18 protein-coding genes are annotated in these 17,850 nt (G+C 51.7%); all 18 read left to right on the forward strand.

The window, feature by feature from the left end; all coding sequences use genetic code 11:
• Positions 1 to 7: 7 nt before the first annotated feature.
• A complete protein-coding gene (mutL, locus tag ABIE10_RS13125; RefSeq protein WP_326978790.1) occupies positions 8 to 1,870 on the forward strand; it encodes a DNA mismatch repair endonuclease MutL in 1,863 nt (620 codons plus the stop codon).
• Positions 1,863 to 2,813 (forward strand): tRNA (adenosine(37)-N6)-dimethylallyltransferase MiaA, encoded by a 951-nt coding sequence (miaA, locus tag ABIE10_RS13130; protein WP_429155991.1) that lies wholly within the window; start codon positions 1,863 to 1,865, stop codon positions 2,811 to 2,813. The genes mutL and miaA overlap by 8 nt, the downstream gene beginning before the upstream one ends.
• Positions 2,814 to 2,897: 84 nt before the next feature.
• On the forward strand, positions 2,898 to 3,206 hold the full coding sequence (hfq, locus tag ABIE10_RS13135; RefSeq protein WP_003025584.1) for an RNA chaperone Hfq: 309 nt from the start codon (positions 2,898 to 2,900) through the stop codon (positions 3,204 to 3,206).
• A 74-nt stretch (positions 3,207 to 3,280) separates the two neighbouring features.
• The gene (gene hflX / locus ABIE10_RS13140) at positions 3,281 to 4,561 is read left to right on the forward strand and encodes a ribosome rescue GTPase HflX (protein ID WP_016151415.1); all 1,281 of its coding nucleotides are present in this window, start codon (positions 3,281 to 3,283) and stop codon (positions 4,559 to 4,561) included.
• A 189-nt stretch (positions 4,562 to 4,750) separates the two neighbouring features.
• Complete coding sequence (hflK, locus tag ABIE10_RS13145) at positions 4,751 to 6,004, forward strand: FtsH protease activity modulator HflK (RefSeq protein WP_200080260.1); 1,254 nt, start codon at positions 4,751 to 4,753, stop codon at positions 6,002 to 6,004.
• Positions 6,005 to 6,006: 2 nt separating this feature from the next.
• On the forward strand, positions 6,007 to 7,011 hold the full coding sequence (hflC, locus tag ABIE10_RS13150; RefSeq protein ID WP_047500009.1) for a protease modulator HflC: 1,005 nt from the start codon (positions 6,007 to 6,009) through the stop codon (positions 7,009 to 7,011).
• An 81-nt stretch (positions 7,012 to 7,092) separates the two neighbouring features.
• Positions 7,093 to 7,290, forward strand: coding sequence for a DUF2065 domain-containing protein (locus tag ABIE10_RS13155; protein ID WP_019078201.1), 198 nt, complete (start codon positions 7,093 to 7,095; stop codon positions 7,288 to 7,290).
• A 102-nt stretch (positions 7,291 to 7,392) separates the two neighbouring features.
• Positions 7,393 to 8,691 (forward strand): adenylosuccinate synthase, encoded by a 1,299-nt coding sequence (purA, locus tag ABIE10_RS13160; protein ID WP_429155995.1) that lies wholly within the window; start codon positions 7,393 to 7,395, stop codon positions 8,689 to 8,691.
• A gap of 216 nt (positions 8,692 to 8,907) precedes the next feature.
• Complete coding sequence (nsrR, locus tag ABIE10_RS13165; protein WP_003025609.1) at positions 8,908 to 9,333, forward strand: nitric oxide-sensing transcriptional repressor NsrR; 426 nt, start codon at positions 8,908 to 8,910, stop codon at positions 9,331 to 9,333.
• 38 nt (positions 9,334 to 9,371) lie between these two features.
• Positions 9,372 to 11,834, forward strand: a complete 2,463-nt coding sequence (gene rnr, locus ABIE10_RS13170; protein ID WP_047500007.1) for a ribonuclease R — start codon at positions 9,372 to 9,374, stop codon at positions 11,832 to 11,834.
• A gap of 70 nt (positions 11,835 to 11,904) precedes the next feature.
• The gene (gene rlmB / locus ABIE10_RS13175) at positions 11,905 to 12,636 is read left to right on the forward strand and encodes a 23S rRNA (guanosine(2251)-2'-O)-methyltransferase RlmB (RefSeq protein WP_137380234.1); all 732 of its coding nucleotides are present in this window, start codon (positions 11,905 to 11,907) and stop codon (positions 12,634 to 12,636) included.
• Between the two features lie 124 nt (positions 12,637 to 12,760).
• Positions 12,761 to 13,165, forward strand: coding sequence for a DUF2170 family protein (locus ABIE10_RS13180; protein ID WP_149381742.1), 405 nt, complete (start codon positions 12,761 to 12,763; stop codon positions 13,163 to 13,165).
• Between the two features lie 15 nt (positions 13,166 to 13,180).
• Positions 13,181 to 13,879 (forward strand): PspA/IM30 family protein, encoded by a 699-nt coding sequence (locus ABIE10_RS13185; RefSeq protein WP_429155997.1) that lies wholly within the window; start codon positions 13,181 to 13,183, stop codon positions 13,877 to 13,879.
• Positions 13,879 to 14,946, forward strand: a complete 1,068-nt coding sequence (locus ABIE10_RS13190) for a potassium channel family protein (RefSeq protein WP_181221122.1) — start codon at positions 13,879 to 13,881, stop codon at positions 14,944 to 14,946. Before ABIE10_RS13185 ends, ABIE10_RS13190 begins: the two co-directional genes overlap by 1 nt.
• Entirely contained in the window at positions 14,946 to 15,605 is a 660-nt protein-coding gene (locus ABIE10_RS13195) for a YjfK family protein (protein WP_191221218.1), read from the forward strand. Before ABIE10_RS13190 ends, ABIE10_RS13195 begins: the two co-directional genes overlap by 1 nt.
• Positions 15,606 to 15,622: 17 nt before the next feature.
• Positions 15,623 to 16,021, forward strand: a complete 399-nt coding sequence (locus ABIE10_RS13200; RefSeq protein ID WP_410398956.1) for a DUF350 domain-containing protein — start codon at positions 15,623 to 15,625, stop codon at positions 16,019 to 16,021.
• Between the two features lie 9 nt (positions 16,022 to 16,030).
• Positions 16,031 to 16,672 (forward strand): DUF1190 domain-containing protein, encoded by a 642-nt coding sequence (locus ABIE10_RS13205; protein ID WP_181221124.1) that lies wholly within the window; start codon positions 16,031 to 16,033, stop codon positions 16,670 to 16,672.
• Positions 16,673 to 16,674: 2 nt separating this feature from the next.
• Positions 16,675 to 17,841: a glutathionylspermidine synthase family protein gene (locus ABIE10_RS13210; protein WP_149381752.1), complete on the forward strand. Its 1,167-nt coding sequence runs from the start codon at positions 16,675 to 16,677 to the stop codon at positions 17,839 to 17,841.
• Positions 17,842 to 17,850 lie beyond the last annotated feature (9 nt).

A 17,850-nucleotide genomic window follows, 5' to 3' on the forward strand; every position in this document is an offset into this window, starting at 1 on the left:
ATTAGCCATGCCGATTCAGGTTCTACCGCCACAGTTGGCGAACCAGATTGCCGCAGGCGAGGTGGTAGAACGGCCTGCGTCAGTGGTGAAGGAGCTGGTGGAAAACAGTATCGATGCCGGTGCGACGCGCATTGATATTGATATTGAGCGCGGCGGCGCGAAGCTTATCCGTATTCGTGACAACGGCTGCGGGATTAAAAAAGACGAGCTGGCGCTGGCGCTGGCGCGTCATGCCACCAGTAAAATTTCCTCGCTTGACGATCTCGAAGCCATCGTGAGCCTCGGGTTTCGCGGCGAAGCGCTGGCCAGTATCAGCTCCGTTTCTCGTTTAACCCTGACGTCGCGTACGCAAGAACAACCTGAAGCCTGGCAAGCTTATGCCGAAGGGCGCGACATGGATGTGACGGTTAAACCCGCTGCGCATCCGGTGGGAACCACGCTGGAGGTGTTAGATCTGTTCTACAACACTCCGGCGCGGCGCAAGTTTATGCGCACCGAGAAAACTGAATTTAATCATATCGACGAAATAATCCGCCGCATTGCGCTGGCACGTTTTGATGTGACGATTAATTTGTCGCACAACGGCAAAGTGGTGCGTCAGTACCGGGCAGTGGCCGCGGATGGGCAGCAGGAGCGCCGACTGGGCGCGATTTGCGGCTCGCCGTTTCTGGAACATGCGCTGGCGATTGAATGGCAGCATGGCGATTTAACGCTGCGCGGTTGGGTGGCCGATCCTAACCACACAACGGCGGCGCTGGCGGAAATCCAGTACTGCTATGTGAATGGCCGGATGATGCGCGACCGGTTGATCAACCATGCTATTCGTCAGGCCTGTGAAGATAAGCTGGGAGCCGATCAGCAGCCCGCTTTTGTGTTGTATCTGGAAATCGACCCGCATCAGGTGGATGTTAACGTACATCCCGCCAAACATGAGGTCCGTTTTCATCAATCACGCCTGGTGCATGATTTTATTTACCAGGGCGTGTTGAGCGTCCTGCAACAGCAGCTTGAAACGCCGCTGCCGTTGGCTGATGACGACGAGCCCGCGCCAAGGCACATCCCGGAAAACCGCGTCGCGGCCGGGCGTAACCATTTTGCCGAACCGGCCCCGGCGCGTGAACCTGCGACACCGCGTTACTCAGCATCTGCTGGCGCTGGCAGCAGTGGTGGCCGTCAGACGGGGGCCAGTTGGCCTCATGCCCAGCCTGGATATCAAAAGCAGCAGGGTGAGATTTATCAGCAACTGTTACAGACGCCGGTTCCGCCGCGTAAAACGCCGGTTTCTGAAACGCCATCAGCACCTCTGACCGGCAACAGCCAGGGCTTTGGGCGGGTGCTAACCATTGTCGGTACGGACTGCGCATTACTCGAATGCGATGGTCATATTCGGTTGCTGGCATTGCCGGTGGCGGAACGTTGGCTACGTCAGGCGCAGTTAACGCCGGACCAGGGCGTCGTTTGCGCTCAGCCGTTACTGATCCCTTTACGTCTAAAAGTGACCGCTGATGAAAAAGCGGCGCTGCAAAAAGGGCAGAGCCAACTGGCTGAGTTGGGTATTGAATTTCAACTGGATGCACAGCATGTGACCATCCGGGCGGTGCCTTTACCCTTACGCCAACAAAATTTACAAATCTTGATTCCTGAACTGATAGGCTACCTGGCGCAGCAGTCCGAATTCGAACCGGGCAATATTGCACAGTGGATTGCACGTAATCTGATTAGCGAGCATCCGCAGTGGAGCATGGCTCAGGCGATTACGCTGTTAGCGGATGTTGAGCGGCTTTGCCCACAACTCGTGAAGGCGCCGCCGGGTGGTTTGTTACAACCTGTTGATTTACATTCGGTAATGAATGCCCTGAAACATGAGTGATACCCGTAAGGCGAGCCTGCCAAAGGCGATTTTTTTGATGGGGCCGACGGCCTCCGGTAAAACGGCACTGGCAATTGAATTGCGTAAAGTTTTGCCTGTAGAGTTGATAAGCGTTGATTCCGCCCTTATTTACAAGGGGATGGATATCGGTACAGCCAAGCCTGATGCAGATGAATTACAGGCCGCGCCTCACCGGTTGCTGGATATCCGCGATCCGTCCCAGGCGTACTCTGCTGCGGATTTTCGCCGCGATGCGTTAGCCGAGATGGCCGATATCACCGCCGCGGGGCGTATTCCGCTGCTGGTGGGCGGCACAATGTTATATTTCAAAGCCTTGCTTGAAGGGCTGTCGCCGTTACCGTCGGCAGATCCGGAAGTCAGGGCCAGAATTGAGCAGCAGGCGGCAGAGCATGGGTGGGACGCGTTACACCGACAGCTTCAGGAAATAGATCCGGTGGCTGCGGCGCGTATTCATCCAAATGATCCGCAAAGACTTTCCCGGGCACTGGAAGTTTTTTTCATTTCGGGTAAAACTTTAACGGAGCTGACGCAAACGTCAGGAGATGCTTTGCCGTATCAGGTGCATCAGTTTGCTATCGCCCCGGCGAGCCGTGAACTGCTCCATCAGCGAATTGAGCAGCGTTTTCATCAGATGTTGGCTTCAGGTTTTGAAGCAGAAGTCCGGGCGCTATTTGCCCGTGGAGATTTGCATACGGATTTGCCTTCCATTCGTTGTGTAGGGTATCGCCAGATGTGGTCATACATTGAAGGCGAAATTTCATACGATGACATGGTTTATAGAGGTGTTTGCGCCACGAGGCAGTTGGCGAAGCGACAGGTAACCTGGTTGCGTGGTTGGGAAGGGGTGCACTGGCTTGACAGTGAAAAGCCTGACCAGGCGCGAAACGAAGTATTACAGGTTGTTGGTGCTATCGCGAACTGAATGTGTACAATTGAAACGTATCGTGCGCAATTTTTCAGAATCGAAAGGTTCAAAGTACAAATAAGCATATAAGGAAAAGAGAGAATGGCTAAGGGGCAATCTTTACAAGATCCGTTCCTGAACGCACTGCGTCGGGAACGTGTTCCAGTTTCTATTTATTTGGTGAATGGTATTAAGCTGCAAGGTCAAATCGAGTCTTTTGATCAGTTCGTGATCCTGTTGAAAAACACGGTCAGCCAGATGGTTTATAAGCACGCGATTTCTACTGTTGTCCCGTCTCGCCCGGTTTCTCATCACAGCAATAATGCCACCGGCGGCACTGGCAGCAACTACCATCACGGTAGCAACGCGCAAGGTTCATCTGCGCAACAGGACAGCGAAGAAACCGAATAAGGTTGTTAGCTGTTTTACACACGGGGAGCCAGCGATCCTGCGTTCCCCGTTGATATATATTAAGGGGTTGACGCTTGTTTGACCGTTATGATGCCGGTGAGCAGGCGGTACTGGTACACATCTATTTTTCGCAAGACAAAGATATGGAAGACCTCCAGGAGTTTGAATCTCTGGTTTCTTCCGCCGGTGTCGAAGCAATGCAGGTGATTACCGGGAGCCGTAAAGCACCGCACCCGAAGTATTTTGTTGGTGAAGGTAAGGCAATCGAAATTGCGGAAGCCGTAAAAGCGACTGGCGCTGCGGTGGTGATTTTTGATCATGCTCTAAGCCCCGCCCAGGAACGTAACCTGGAACAGTTGTGCCAGTGTCTTGTTATCGACAGGACAGGTCTTATTTTAGATATTTTTGCCCAGCGTGCGCGCACCCATGAGGGTAAGTTGCAGGTTGAGCTGGCGCAGTTGCGCCATATGGCTACTCGTCTGGTCCGTGGCTGGACCCACCTTGAAAGGCAAAAGGGCGGGATTGGTTTGCGCGGTCCGGGTGAAACCCAGCTCGAAACCGACCGTCGTTTGCTGCGTAATCGCATTTTGCAAATACAGTCGCGCCTGGAAAAAGTTGAAAAGCAACGTGAGCAGGGGCGACAGTCGCGCAAGAAAGCGGATGTCCCAACCGTATCACTGGTGGGATATACCAACGCCGGAAAATCCACCCTGTTCAACCAGATCACCGAAGCCCGGGTTTACGCAGCGGATCAGCTGTTTGCAACCCTGGACCCAACGCTGCGCCGTATAGACGTAGCGGACGTCGGTGAAACCGTGCTGGCGGATACCGTAGGGTTTATCCGTCATTTGCCGCACGACCTGGTGGCGGCGTTTAAAGCCACCCTGCAGGAAACGCGTCAGGCGACATTGCTGCTGCATGTTATTGATGCTGCAGATTTTCGTGTGCAGGAAAACATCGAGGCCGTCGACACGGTGCTCGAAGAGATCGATGCGCATGAGATCCCGACTCTGCTGGTGATGAATAAAATCGATATGCTGGATGATTTTGAACCACGTATCGACAGAGATGAAGAGAATAAACCCATTCGCGTTTGGGTTTCAGCGCAAACGGGAATAGGTATACCACAGCTTTTTCAGGCTTTGACTGAGCGACTTTCCGGTGAGGTGGCGCAGCATACGTTGCGTTTGCCGCCGCAGGAAGGGCGTCTGAGAAGCCGGTTTTACCAACTTCAGGCAATAGAAAGAGAGTGGATGGAGGAGGACGGCAGCGTGGGTCTGCAGGTTCGTATGCCGATCGTAGACTGGCGTCGCCTCTGTAAACAAGAACCGGCACTGGAAGACTATATTGTCTGACCTGACGGATATGGCCTGAAGATTTTTTCGCCTCTATACCTTGTGGGTTTTGTGCAGCATGAAGGTGGCAAGTCCTGAAATCTTCAGGAGCATAGTCAACTATGTGACTGAGATTAAGGGGCGTAGCCAACGCATCGGCAGCGCAAAATACGCAGGTATAGCATCGCATAACAAATATGGAGCACAAAAATGGCGTGGAATCAGCCCGGTAATAACGGACAAGACCGCGACCCGTGGGGAAGCAGCAAACCTGGCGGCAACCCTGAGGGAAATGGAAACAAAGGTGGTCGCGATCAGGGACCTCCCGATCTGGATGATATCTTCCGCAAACTGAGTAAAAAGCTCGGTGGTCTGGGTGGCGGTAAAGGTGCTGGTTCTGGCGGCGGTAGCTCATCGCAAGGCCCGCGTCCGCAATTGGGTGGTCGAGTCTTTACTATCGCAGCGGCAGCTATCGTCATTATCTGGGCGGCCAGCGGTTTCTACACCATTAAAGAAGCGGAACGCGGCGTGGTGACACGCTTCGGTAAATTCAGCCATTTGGTTGAACCGGGTCTGAACTGGAAACCGACCTTTGTCGACGAAGTGACCCCGGTCAACGTGGAAGCCGTGCGTGAACTTGCCGCATCCGGCGTGATGCTGACCTCTGACGAAAACGTCGTACGCGTTGAAATGAACGTGCAGTACCGCGTGACCGATCCGCAGCGTTACCTGTTTAGCGTAACCAGCGCGGATGACAGTCTGCGTCAGGCAACCGACAGCGCCCTGCGTGGGGTTATCGGTAAATACACCATGGACCGTATCCTGACCGAAGGGCGTACCGTTATTCGTAGCGATACCCAGCGTGAACTGGAAGAAACGATCCGTCCGTACAACATGGGTATCACCCTGCTGGACGTCAACTTCCAGGCAGCACGTCCGCCGGAAGAAGTAAAAGCCGCGTTTGACGATGCCATTGCAGCACGTGAAAACGAGCAGCAGTACATCCGTGAAGCAGAAGCGTACACCAACGAAGTTCAGCCACGTGCTAACGGTCAGGCACAGCGTATTCTGGAAGAAGCGCGTGCTTACAAAACGCGAACCATCCTGGAAGCACAGGGTGAAGTGGCTCGTTTCGCAAAAATTCTGCCGGAATATAAAGCCGCACCGCAAATTACTCGCGAGCGTCTGTATATCGAAACCATGGAAAAAGTGCTGAGCAATACCCGCAAAGTCCTGGTTAACGATAAGGGCAGCAATCTGATGGTTCTGCCGCTGGATCAAATGCTGAAAGGCGGTAGTGCGCCAGCAGCAAAGAGTGACAGCAGTTCAAACCTGCTGCGTCTGCCGCCAGCAACGACGTCCGGCGCTGGAGCAAGCAATACCTCGTCCACCAGTCAGGGCGATATTATGGACCAACGCCGCGCGAACGCGCAGCGTAACGACTACCAGCGTCAGGGGGAATAACGATGCGTAAGTCAGTTATTGCGATTATCATCATCGTTCTGGTAGTTCTGTTCATGTCTGTCTTTGTGGTCAAAGAAGGCGAGCGCGGGATTACTCTGCGCTTTGGTAAAGTTCTGCGTGACGATGAAAACAAGCCGCTGGTTGTTGCACCAGGCCTGCACTTCAAGATTCCGTTTATTGAATCTGTGAAGATGCTGGATGCGCGTATTCAGACCATGGACAACCAGGCCGATCGCTTTGTTACCAAAGAGAAGAAAGACCTGATCGTTGACTCCTACATTAAGTGGCGCATCAGTGACTTTAGCCGTTACTACCTGGCAACGGGCGGTGGCGATGTTTCTCAGGCAGAAGTCCTGCTGAAACGTAAGTTCTCTGACCGTCTGCGTTCTGAAATTGGTCGTCTGGACGTGAAAGACATCGTTACCGATTCCCGCGGTCGTCTGACGCTGGAAGTTCGTGATGCGCTGAACTCCGGTTCTGCTGGCACGGAAGATGAAGTCGCGACACCGGCGGCAGATAGCGCGATTGCCGAAGCGGCTGAGCGTGTTCAGGCTGAAACAAACGGTAAAGTACCGGTCATCAACCCGAACAGTATGGCGGCATTGGGCATCGAAGTGGTTGACGTGCGTATCAAGCAAATCAACCTGCCTGCTGAAGTGTCTGAGGCTATCTACAACCGTATGCGCGCTGAGCGTGAAGCGGTAGCGCGTCGCCATCGTTCACAAGGTCAGGAAGAAGCGGAAAAACTGCGTGCCACGGCGGATTATGAAGTGACTAAAACGCTGGCAGAATCTGAGCGTCAGGGCCGCATCATGCGCGGTGAAGGCGATGCAGAAGCCGCTAAACTGTTTGCCGATGCGTTCAGCCAGGATCCTGACTTCTACGCCTTCATCCGTAGCCTGCGTGCTTACGAGAAGAGCTTTGAAGGCAACCAGGACGTGATGATCATGAGCCCGGACAGCGATTTCTTCCGCTACATGAAGACACCGAGCACTACGACACGCTAATAAAGTTCCAGCGGTTTTAAACCAGCAAAACCACCGGCATCCCCAGGGATGCGGTGGTTTTCTTTTTATAAAGGACGATGGATGAATTCAACAATTTTGCTGGCGCTCGCGCTGGTTTTGGTGCTGGAAGGCCTGGGCCCTATGCTTTATCCACGCGCGTGGAAGAAAATGATTTCCGCAATGGCGCAACTTCCCGAAAATACTTTGCGTCGTTTTGGTGGAGGTCTTGTGGTTGCGGGCGTTGTGGTCTACTACATGTTGAGGAAAACGATTGGCTGATCAATAAGTAGCCTATTTTGCGGATTTTCGCATGCAAAAAGTGCTGTATATCTGAAAAAGCGGTGGTAGAATCCATTTTTAAGCAAACGGTGATTTTGAAAAATGGGTAACAACGTCGTCGTACTGGGCACCCAATGGGGTGACGAAGGTAAAGGGAAGATCGTCGATCTTCTGACTGAACGGGCTAAATATGTTGTGCGCTACCAGGGTGGTCACAACGCAGGCCATACTCTCGTAATCAACGGTGAAAAAACCGTCCTCCATCTTATTCCATCAGGTATTCTTCGCGAGAATGTCATCAGCATCATCGGTAACGGTGTTGTACTGTCTCCGTCCGCGCTGATGAAAGAAATGAAAGGACTGGAAGAGCGTGGCATCCCGGTTCGCGAGCGCCTGCTGTTGTCTGAAGCTTGTCCGCTGATCCTTGATTATCACGTTGCGTTGGATAATGCTCGTGAGAAAGCGCGTGGCGAGAAAGCGATCGGTACTACCGGTCGTGGCATCGGTCCGGCTTATGAAGACAAAGTAGCTCGTCGCGGTCTGCGCGTTGGCGATCTGTTTGATAAAGCAACCTTCGCTGAAAAACTGAAAGAAGTGATGGAATATCACAACTTCCAGCTGGTGAATTTCTATAAAGTTGAAGCAGTTGACTACCAGAAAGTGCTGGATGATGTGATGGCGATTGCCGACATCCTGACCTCTATGGTTGTTGATGTTTCCGATCTGCTGGACCAGGCGCGTAAGCGTGGCGATTTCGTCATGTTCGAAGGCGCACAGGGTACCCTGCTGGATATCGACCACGGTACCTATCCGTACGTAACGTCTTCCAACACCACCGCAGGTGGCGTGGCGACCGGCTCCGGCCTGGGTCCACGTTATGTGGATTACGTTCTGGGTATCATCAAAGCTTACTCTACACGTGTAGGCGCGGGTCCGTTCCCGACCGAGCTGTTTGATGACGTTGGCGAGTTCCTGTGCAAACAAGGTAACGAGTATGGCGCGACCACCGGTCGTCGTCGTCGCACCGGTTGGCTGGACTCTGTTGCTGTACGCCGTGCAGTACAGATTAACTCCCTGTCTGGCTTCTGCCTGACCAAACTGGACGTACTGGACGGTTTGAAAGAGGTGAAAATCTGTGTCGCTTATCGTATGCCGGATGGCCGTGAAGTAACGACTACCCCGCTGGCTGCAGACGACTGGAAAGGTATCGAGCCGATCTACGAAACCATGCCGGGCTGGTCTGAATCCACCTTCGGTGTGAAGGAACGTAGCGGTCTGCCGCAGGCAGCACTGAACTACATCAAGCGTATTGAAGAACTGACCGGTGTGCCGATTGATATTATCTCAACTGGCCCAGACCGTACTGAGACCATGATCCTGCGCGACCCGTTCGACGCATAATTATGGTTATAGCGTGGCGTCGAATGGCGCTGCGCTTGCACTATCTTAGGCCGGATGAGGCGCTTTGCATCATAATCCGGCTTAAAATCACGTAAGTTCCTCGCTTTTTTCCTTCCTGAACTGAAATAAATTAGCGACCTGGCTGGTGGCTGGTTTATCATCAATGTAATTAATACCACCAGGTTTATCCGTTTTATCCCTTTTCCTGAGGTTGATGTGCAGTTAACAAGTTTCACCGATTACGGATTACGTGCGCTAATCTACATGGCGTCACTTCCCGAAGGACGTATGACCAGTATTTCTGAGGTGACAGAAGTCTACGGCGTGTCCCGTAATCATATGGTCAAAATAATCAATCAACTTAGCCGTGCGGGCTTCGTTACTGCTATTCGAGGAAAAAATGGCGGTATCCGCCTGGGTAAACCAGCTAAGGATATTGGTATTGGTGATGTGGTTCGCGAGCTGGAACCACTATCGTTGGTCAATTGTAGCAGCGAGTTTTGCCACATTACCCCAGCCTGTCGACTTAAACAGGCGCTTTCTAAGGCAGTGCAAAGTTTTCTCACGGAACTGGACAACTACACACTTGCTGATTTGGTTGAAGAGAATCAACCGCTTTATAAATTATTGCTGGTGGAGTGACGAAAATCTTCATCAGAGCTGACAATGGAGGAACCTCGATGTCACAAGATCCTTTCCAGGAACGCGAAGCAGAAAAATACGCGAATCCTATCCCGAGCCGGGAATTTATCCTCGAACATTTAACTAAACGTGAAAAACCGGCCAACCGCGATGAGCTGGCCGCTGAACTCAACATTGAAGGTGAAGAGCAGCAAGAAGCGCTGCGTCGCCGCCTGCGCGCCATGGAGCGTGACGGGCAACTGGTCTTCACTCGTCGTCAGTGCTATGCGCTGCCGGAGCGTCTTGACCTGCTGAAAGGTACCGTTATTGGCCACCGTGATGGCTACGGCTTTCTGCGCGTTGAAGGCCGCAAAGATGACCTGTACCTGTCCAGCGAGCAGATGAAAACCTGCATTCATGGCGATCAGGTGTTGGCACAGCCGCTGGGCGCGGACCGTAAAGGTCGTCGCGAAGCGCGTATTGTGCGCGTACTGGTGCCGAAAACCAGCCAGATTGTCGGTCGCTACTTCACCGACGCTGGCGTTGGGTTTGTCGTCCCTGACGACAGCCGCCTGAGCTTTGATATCCTGATCCCGCCGGAAGAGGTGATGGGTGCTCGTATGGGCTTTGTGGTCGTGGTTGAGCTGACCCAGCGTCCGACGCGTCGCACTAAAGCGGTGGGTAAAATTGTTGAAGTCCTGGGCGACAACATGGGAACCAGCATGGCCGTTGATATGGCGCTGCGTACTCATGAAATCCCGTATATCTGGCCTCAGGCCGTCGAAAAACAGGTCGCCGGACTGAAAGAAGAAGTGCCGGAAGAAGCGAAAGCCGGACGTGTCGATCTGCGCTCCCTGCCGCTGGTCACTATCGATGGCGAAGATGCGCGTGATTTCGACGATGCGGTTTACTGCGAGAAGAAACGCGGCGGCGGCTGGCGTTTATGGGTGGCGATTGCTGACGTAAGCTATTACGTTCGCCCGCCGACTCCGCTGGACCAGGAAGCGCGCAGCCGTGGCACATCCGTCTACTTCCCATCGCAGGTTGTTCCGATGCTACCGGAAGTGCTGTCTAACGGATTGTGTTCGCTCAACCCGCAGGTGGACAGGCTGTGTATGGTCTGTGAAATGACCATTTCGTCGAAAGGCCGCTTAACAGGCTTTAAATTCTACGAAGCGGTTATGAGCTCCCATGCGCGTCTGACCTACACCAAGGTCTGGCACATGCTGCAGGGCGATCAGGAACTGCGTGAGCAGTACGCGCCGTTGGTTAAACACATTGAAGAGCTGCATAACCTCTACAAAGTGCTGGATAAAGCGCGTGAAGAGCGTGGCGGTATCTCGTTTGAAAGTGAAGAAGCGAAGTTTATCTTCAATGCTGAACGCCGTATTGAGCGTATTGAGCAGACGCAGCGTAATGACGCGCACAAACTGATTGAAGAGTGCATGATCATGGCGAACATCTCAGCGGCGCGATTCGTTGAGAAAGCCAAAGAGCCGGCGCTGTTCCGTATTCACGATAAGCCGACGACCGAAGCGATTAATTCGTTCCGTTCGGTGTTGGCGGAGCTGGGGCTGGAGCTGCCCGGCGGTAATAAACCCGAGCCGCGTGATTACGCTGAACTGCTGGAGTCGATTGCTGACCGTCCTGACGCAGAAATGCTGCAAACTATGCTGCTGCGTTCAATGAAGCAGGCGATTTACGATCCGGAAAACCGCGGTCACTTTGGTCTTGCGTTGCAATCTTATGCACACTTTACCTCGCCGATCCGTCGTTACCCGGATCTCTCCTTGCACCGGGCGATTAAGTATCTGCTGGCGCAGGAGCAGGGCCATAAAGGCAACACCACGGAAACGGGTGGCTACCATTATTCGATGGAAGAGATGCTGCAGCTGGGTCAACACTGTTCGATGGCCGAGCGCCGTGCTGACGAAGCCACACGCGACGTCTCTGACTGGCTGAAGTGCGACTTCATGCTGGATCAGGTAGGTAATGTCTTCAAAGGCGTGATCGCCAGCGTGACCGGGTTTGGTTTCTTCGTCCGTCTTGATGAGCTGTTTATCGACGGTCTGGTGCATGTCTCCTCCCTGGATAACGACTACTATCGTTTTGACCAGGTTGGGCAGCGTCTGACGGGGGAATCCAGCGGTCAAATGTATCGCCTGGGCGATCGCGTGGAAGTTCGCGTGGAAGCGGTCAACATGGACGAGCGTAAAATCGACTTCAGTTTGATCTCCAGCGAACGTGCACCGCGCAATGAAGGTAAAACCGCGCGTGAAAAAGCGAAAAAAAGCGATGCGGGTAAAAATACCGGTAAGCGTCGTCAGATGGGCAAAAAAGTAAATTTCGAGCCGGATAGCGCTTTCCGCGGCGAGAAGAAAGGCAGAGCCAAACCTCAGGCGGATAAAAAAACGGCTGAGAAGAAAGGCGATAAAAAAGCGAAAAAGCCATCGGCAAAAACGCTTAAAATCGCTGCCGCCACCAAAGCTAAACGCGCGACGAAAAAGAAAGTCGCGCAATAACAGGCATAAACAGTAAGTCGGGCAACCTCGCGTTGCCCGCGTTACGCATAAACTATTAACGAGTACATTCATGAGTGAAATGATTTACGGCATCCATGCGGTGCAGGCTCTGCTGGAACGTGCGCCTGAGCGCTTCCAGGACGTCTTTATTCTCAAAGGTCGTGAAGATAAACGCCTGCTGCCGCTGATCCACGCACTGGAAGCACAGGGTGTTGTCATTCAGCTGGCTAACCGCCAGTTCCTGGATGAGAAAAGCGAGGGTGCGGTACATCAGGGAATTATTGCTCGCGTGAAACCGGGTCGTCAGTATCAGGAAAACGATCTGCCGGATCTGATTGCTACGCTCGATCAGCCGTTCTTTTTGATCCTCGATGGTGTTACCGATCCGCATAACCTGGGGGCATGCCTGCGTAGCGCCGATGCTGCTGGCGTCCATGCTGTTATCGTACCGAAGGATCGTTCTGCGCAGTTGAATGCAACGGCGAAAAAAGTGGCATGCGGCGCGGCAGAAAGCGTACCGCTGATCCGTGTGACCAACCTGGCGCGCATTATGCGTATGCTGCAGGAAGAGAATATCTGGATCGTCGGAACCGCAGGTGAAGCTGACCATACTCTCTACCAGAGCAAAATGACCGGACGTCTGGCGCTGGTGATGGGCGCAGAGGGTGAAGGTATGCGTCGTTTGACCCGCGAACACTGTGACGAACTGATCAGCATCCCGATGGCTGGGAGCGTTTCGTCGCTGAACGTTTCAGTTGCGACGGGCATCTGCCTGTTTGAGGCTGTACGCCAGCGCGGCTAAACTTATTTTTCGGAAAAAGCCATCCAGATTTGGATGGCTTTTTTTTATCTTAAACAAGTATGATAAATGGTGGAAAATGATATTCATTTTATTTATTTTTAACTAACTAATATATGGAAAATATATGGCATGGACTCCGCAGTTGCTTGCTAAAGCACTACAAACTCTTCCTGAATTAAATATAAATACTGAATATAACGAACAATCATTAATGGTCAAAATGAATGATTTTGGTGATTTGTCGCTCAGTGTTCTATTCACTTCCCGCCAAATTATTATAGAAACTGTTATTTGTTCTGTTAGTAGTATTCATGATCAGGATGAATTTAATATTTTCTTATTACGTAATCAAAAAATCCTTCCTTTGTCTTCTGTGGGAATTTCTCGCGTTCAGCATGAAGAATATTACGTCGCATTTGGCGCCCTCTCGCTTAATTCATCGTTGGATGATGTGGTTCTGGAGATGACTACGCTTGCAGATAACGCGCTGGATCTCGCTGAAATAACTGAAGAATACACTTACGAATAACAAGGAACGCTATTTATGGGAATTTTGAAAAGCCTGTTTACTCTCGGCAAGTCTGTGCTTTCGCAAGCGGAAGAGTCAATCGAAGAAGCGCAGGGGGTGCGGATGCTGGAACAGCATATTCGCGATGCGAAAGGTGAACTGGATAAAGCCGGAAAATCACGGGTTGACTTGCTGGCGCGCGTGAAGTTGAGCAACGATAAATTAAACGATCTGCGCGAGCGCAAGACCAGTCTGGAAAACCGGGCACTTGAGGCGCTGAGTAAAAATGCTAATCCGTCTCTGATTAACGAAGTTGCGGAAGAGATTGCTCGTCTGGAGAATGTCATAACCACCGAGGAGCAAGTGCTTACTAACCTTGAAATCTCTCGTGATGGCGTTGAAAAAGCGGTTAATGCCACCGCGCAGCGGATTGCGCAGTTTGAACAGCAGCTTGAGGTGGTAAAGGCAACGGAAGCGATGCAGCGTGCCCAACAGGCCGTAACCACATCGACTGTCGGCGCGTCTTCCAGTGTCTCTACGGCGGCGGAGTCGCTCAAGCGTTTGCAAACACGCCAGACAGAGCGTCAGGCCCGCCTGGATGCGGCCGCACAGCTTGAGAAAGTTGCAGATGGGCGTGACCTTGACGAAAAACTGGCAGAGGCAGGCATTGGCGCAACTAATAAAAGCTCTGCTCAGGATGTTCTGGCGCGACTGCAACGGCAGCAAGGCAAGTAATGCTGTTCACTTGGGTCATCAAAATATGCCAACGGAATCTCTCAAGACTGACCTGGCCTGCTTTGATTGGGCTATTTGTAGGGCAGTACCTGTTTTGTTACCTGGTGCTGAGGTTACTGGGCGAAGAGATGCTGGTTGGTCGCCTGAGCGATTTTATCTATTACTGCTCGGTCGTGGGTTCTACGCTGGGGTTCGGCGACCTTAGTCCGCAGACAGCAGAAGGGCGAGTTTTTACCGCTCTCTGGCAGATCCCAGTCAGCGTTGGATTATTCGGCGCATTAATGGGTAAGGTTATTGGCATGGTACAAGGACTGTTAGCAAAAGGAATGATGGGGATGGGGGATTATCGTCATTTGCGCAATCATATACTGGTGGTTGGCTGGCGCGGCCACCAGACGGAAAAAATGATATCGCTGCTGTTGTATGACACCCGGCGTGCTTTCGAGCGGGTGCTCCTGTGTGAATCGGATGATATTCAACATCCTTTGCAGGGGAATCACTGGGTTGATTTCATTCGTATTCGTAATTTTAATGACGCACATGAGCATGCTCGTATGGGGTTATGCACGTGCCAGAGCGCTATCATCTTTGCCCGTACGGATGAACTTACGTTTACCATCGCACTTTCGCTGGCTGATTCGATCCCTGATCAGTGCCATGTTGTTGCTTATATGGAAGATGAGCGTTACGCAGGATTGCTTGAGGTGCATTGTCCGCGCATTGAAATTGTACGCAATCTCTCTGCTGAACAAATTTCTCGATCCATTCAGGATCCTGGTTCTTCCCAGTCGGTTGCATCCATTATGAATCCTATGCTGGGCGACACGGGTTTTGCCGTACCGATTCCGGAAGAGGTGACTTCAATTCGTTATGGCAATTTAATGCGTTATATGAAGCTCCGCCATGATGCAACCGTGTTGGGCATTAGCACCTGTAAAAATGGTCGTGGTATGGAATTGAACCCGGTCATCTCGACGGAGGTAAAAGGAGGAATGTGGCTACATCTGATTGGTAATAGCCGCATTCTGGCGAAGGAGATTGCCTGGCTGGAGATCGAGGATAAATGATGACAAGTTTTTTCCAACGTTTATTTGGTAAGGCCGCTGCTGTTGCGCCAGTTCGTGGGCCGTTGGGGTTACATCTGAATGCAGGATTCACGATCGATACATTGGCATTTCGCCTGTTAGAAGAAGCTTTATTGATTGAATTGCCGGGTGAAGAGTACACCGTTGCAGCCGTCAGCCACATTGATTTAGGTGGTGGAAGTCAGATTTTCCGCTACTACACGTCTGGAGAGGAGTTTTTGCAAATCAATACCTCCGGTGGAGCAGATATCGATGATATCGACGATATCAAACTCTTTGTTTATGAAGAAAGTTACGGGATTTCGCAAAAAAAACACTGGCAGTCTGCCATTAGCCCGTCAGTGATAGGTACGCCAACACTTAGCTGGCAGGAAGAACGTTGGCAGCGCTTTTTTAACGATGAAGAACCGGGGAATATTGAACCGGTTTATATGCTGGAAAAGGTGGAAAACCAGCAGCACGCCACATGGGAAGTGCACAATTTTACCATGGGCTACCAGCGACAGGTGGCAGATAATACCTGGGAATACCTGCTGTTAAACGGTGAAGAGTCGTTTAATGAGCAGGGAGAACCTGAGTGGGTATTCTCCCGGGCGTTGGGCATCGATATTTCTTTAACATCAATCAATATTATTGGTTAATTTCAGGGACGGTTACAATGCATATACTGGATTCATTATTGGCTTTTTTCGCCTATTTTTTTATTGGTGTAGCCATGGTGATAATTTTCCTTTTTATTTATTCGAAAATAACGCCGCACAATGAATGGCAACTTATCAAAAATAATAATGCGGCAGCGTCGCTGGCATTTAGTGGAACCTTGCTCGGTTACGTTATTCCGCTATCCAGTGCGGCAATTAATGCTGTTAGCATTCCAGATTATTTTGCCTGGGGTGGTATTGCACTGGTAGTTCAACTCGTTATTTACGGCGGTGTGCGCTTATATATGCCGACGCTGAGTGAAAAAATCATTAATCACAATAGCGCCGCGGGATTATTTATGGGAACCGCTGCGCTGGCGGGAGGCATTTTTAACGCCGCCTGCATGACATGGTAATGGACGATCATGGCAAGAAAACGTAAATCAGGAAGCAAAAACAAGGTGGTGGGGCATTCTGCTATTACGCGGATTAACCGCCCGATTAATCCCTTTGAAAAAAAACGTAGCCGTTACAGCGGCAAATATCTGACGCTGGCTATTATGGGCGGCGCGGCATTTTTTATTCTTAAAGGATGTGCAGACGACGCCGATACCGATAATGATGGCGACGGTAAATTTTACTCAACGGTGAGTGAATGCATTGATGATGGCAATAGCGCCACCGTTTGTACCGATGGCTGGAACAACGCGAAAGCTGAATTCTATGCCAGCTTGCCAAAGCAAATGAGTAAGGAGAGTTGTCAGGCACAGTTTGGTGACTGTTATCTCGATAGCACGGCTCAGAGCTGGGTACCTGTGGTCACCGGGTTTTTACTCACCAGGATGATTCGCAAAGATCGCGATGAACAGTATGTTTACAGCAGCGGCGGTTCTTCATATGCTTCGCGCCCGGTCTGGCGTACGACTTCGGGAGAGTATGGCTGGCGTTCCGGCAGCGGAAAAAATGATACCGCTACCACCCATACTTATACGACGAAGAAAGTATCGACGGTTTCTCGTGGCGGCTATGGAAGATCATCCAGCGCACGTGGGCACTGGGGAGGTTAACGATGCTGCGACATGATGTCCCTATACGCCGGGATCTGAACCGGATCGCTTACGATCACGGTTTTGATTTTCATATCATCGACAATGAGATTTATTGGGATGAGAGCCGGGCATACCGCTTTACGCTTCGGCAAGTGGAAGAGCAGATCGAAAAGCCCACTGCGGAACTGCACCAGATGTGTCTGGACGTTGTCGAACGAGCAGTTAACGACGAACAGATTATGCAGCAACTGGCGATCCCGCCGCTGTACTGGGACGTTATTGCCGAAAGCTGGCGCAATCGTGATCCCTCTCTGTACGGCCGCATGGATTTTGTCTGGTGCGGAAATAACTCCCCGGTCAAGCTGCTGGAATACAATGCTGATACGCCAACGTCGCTCTATGAGTCGGCGTATTTTCAGTGGCTATGGCTGGAAGATGCGCGTCGTAACGGCGTTATCCCACGCGATGCCGACCAGTATAATGCCATTCAGGAACGGCTTATATCCCGTTTTGCTGAACTTTATAGCCAGGAACCCTTCTACTTCTGCTGCTGTGAAGATACCGATGAAGATCGCACTACCGTGCTGTATTTACAGGATTGCGCGCAGCAGGCAGGGCAAGAATCGCGGTTTATGTATATTGAAGAACTGGGGCTTGGCGTCGGCGGTGTGCTCACGGACCTGGATGACAATGTGATTCGTCGCGCTTTTAAGCTCTATCCCCTGGAATGGATGATGCGAGATGAAAATGGTCCCTTGCTTTGCCATCGTCGCGAGCAGTGGGTTGAACCGTTGTGGAAAAGTGTGCTCAGTAATAAAGGGTTGATGCCATTGCTGTGGCGTTTTTTCCCCAATCATCCCAACCTACTGCCAGCTTGGTTCGACGGAGAAGTACCGCAAATTGCGCAGGGTGAAAGCTATGTGCGTAAACCCATATTCTCCCGTGAAGGGGGAAACGTCACCATTTTTGATGGTCAGCAACATATCGTCGAACACGCTGAGGGCGACTACGCCGAAGAGCCGATGATCTATCAGGCATTTCAGGCGCTACCGCGTTTTGGTGATAGCTATACGCTGATTGGCAGTTGGATCGTGGATGATGAAGCGTGTGGCATGGGGATCCGCGAAGATAATACGTTGATCACGAAAGATACTTCTCGCTTTGTTCCTCACTATATTGCGGGCTAACCGTGCTTT

Source organism: Citrobacter sp. 506 (genome assembly GCF_050434985.1).
In the GTDB taxonomy this organism is placed as follows: domain Bacteria; phylum Pseudomonadota; class Gammaproteobacteria; order Enterobacterales; family Enterobacteriaceae; genus Citrobacter; species Citrobacter braakii.

Coding starts and splice junctions, on each gene's coding strand:
- ABIE10_RS13180 (WP_149381742.1), top strand. CDS start 12,761: ATGGCATGGACTCCGCAGTTGCTTGCTAAAGCACTACAAACTCTTCCT.
- rlmB (WP_137380234.1), top strand. CDS start 11,905: ATGAGTGAAATGATTTACGGCATCCATGCGGTGCAGGCTCTGCTGGAA.
- miaA (WP_429155991.1), top strand. CDS start 1,863: ATGAGTGATACCCGTAAGGCGAGCCTGCCAAAGGCGATTTTTTTGATG.
- ABIE10_RS13210 (WP_149381752.1), top strand. CDS start 16,675: ATGCTGCGACATGATGTCCCTATACGCCGGGATCTGAACCGGATCGCT.
- purA (WP_429155995.1), top strand. CDS start 7,393: ATGGGTAACAACGTCGTCGTACTGGGCACCCAATGGGGTGACGAAGGT.
- ABIE10_RS13155 (WP_019078201.1), top strand. CDS start 7,093: ATGAATTCAACAATTTTGCTGGCGCTCGCGCTGGTTTTGGTGCTGGAA.
- hflK (WP_200080260.1), top strand. CDS start 4,751: ATGGCGTGGAATCAGCCCGGTAATAACGGACAAGACCGCGACCCGTGG.
- ABIE10_RS13190 (WP_181221122.1), top strand. CDS start 13,879: ATGCTGTTCACTTGGGTCATCAAAATATGCCAACGGAATCTCTCAAGA.
- rnr (WP_047500007.1), top strand. CDS start 9,372: ATGTCACAAGATCCTTTCCAGGAACGCGAAGCAGAAAAATACGCGAAT.
- ABIE10_RS13200 (WP_410398956.1), top strand. CDS start 15,623: ATGCATATACTGGATTCATTATTGGCTTTTTTCGCCTATTTTTTTATT.
- hfq (WP_003025584.1), top strand. CDS start 2,898: ATGGCTAAGGGGCAATCTTTACAAGATCCGTTCCTGAACGCACTGCGT.
- ABIE10_RS13185 (WP_429155997.1), top strand. CDS start 13,181: ATGGGAATTTTGAAAAGCCTGTTTACTCTCGGCAAGTCTGTGCTTTCG.
- ABIE10_RS13205 (WP_181221124.1), top strand. CDS start 16,031: ATGGCAAGAAAACGTAAATCAGGAAGCAAAAACAAGGTGGTGGGGCAT.
- ABIE10_RS13195 (WP_191221218.1), top strand. CDS start 14,946: ATGACAAGTTTTTTCCAACGTTTATTTGGTAAGGCCGCTGCTGTTGCG.
- hflC (WP_047500009.1), top strand. CDS start 6,007: ATGCGTAAGTCAGTTATTGCGATTATCATCATCGTTCTGGTAGTTCTG.
- mutL (WP_326978790.1), top strand. CDS start 8: ATGCCGATTCAGGTTCTACCGCCACAGTTGGCGAACCAGATTGCCGCA.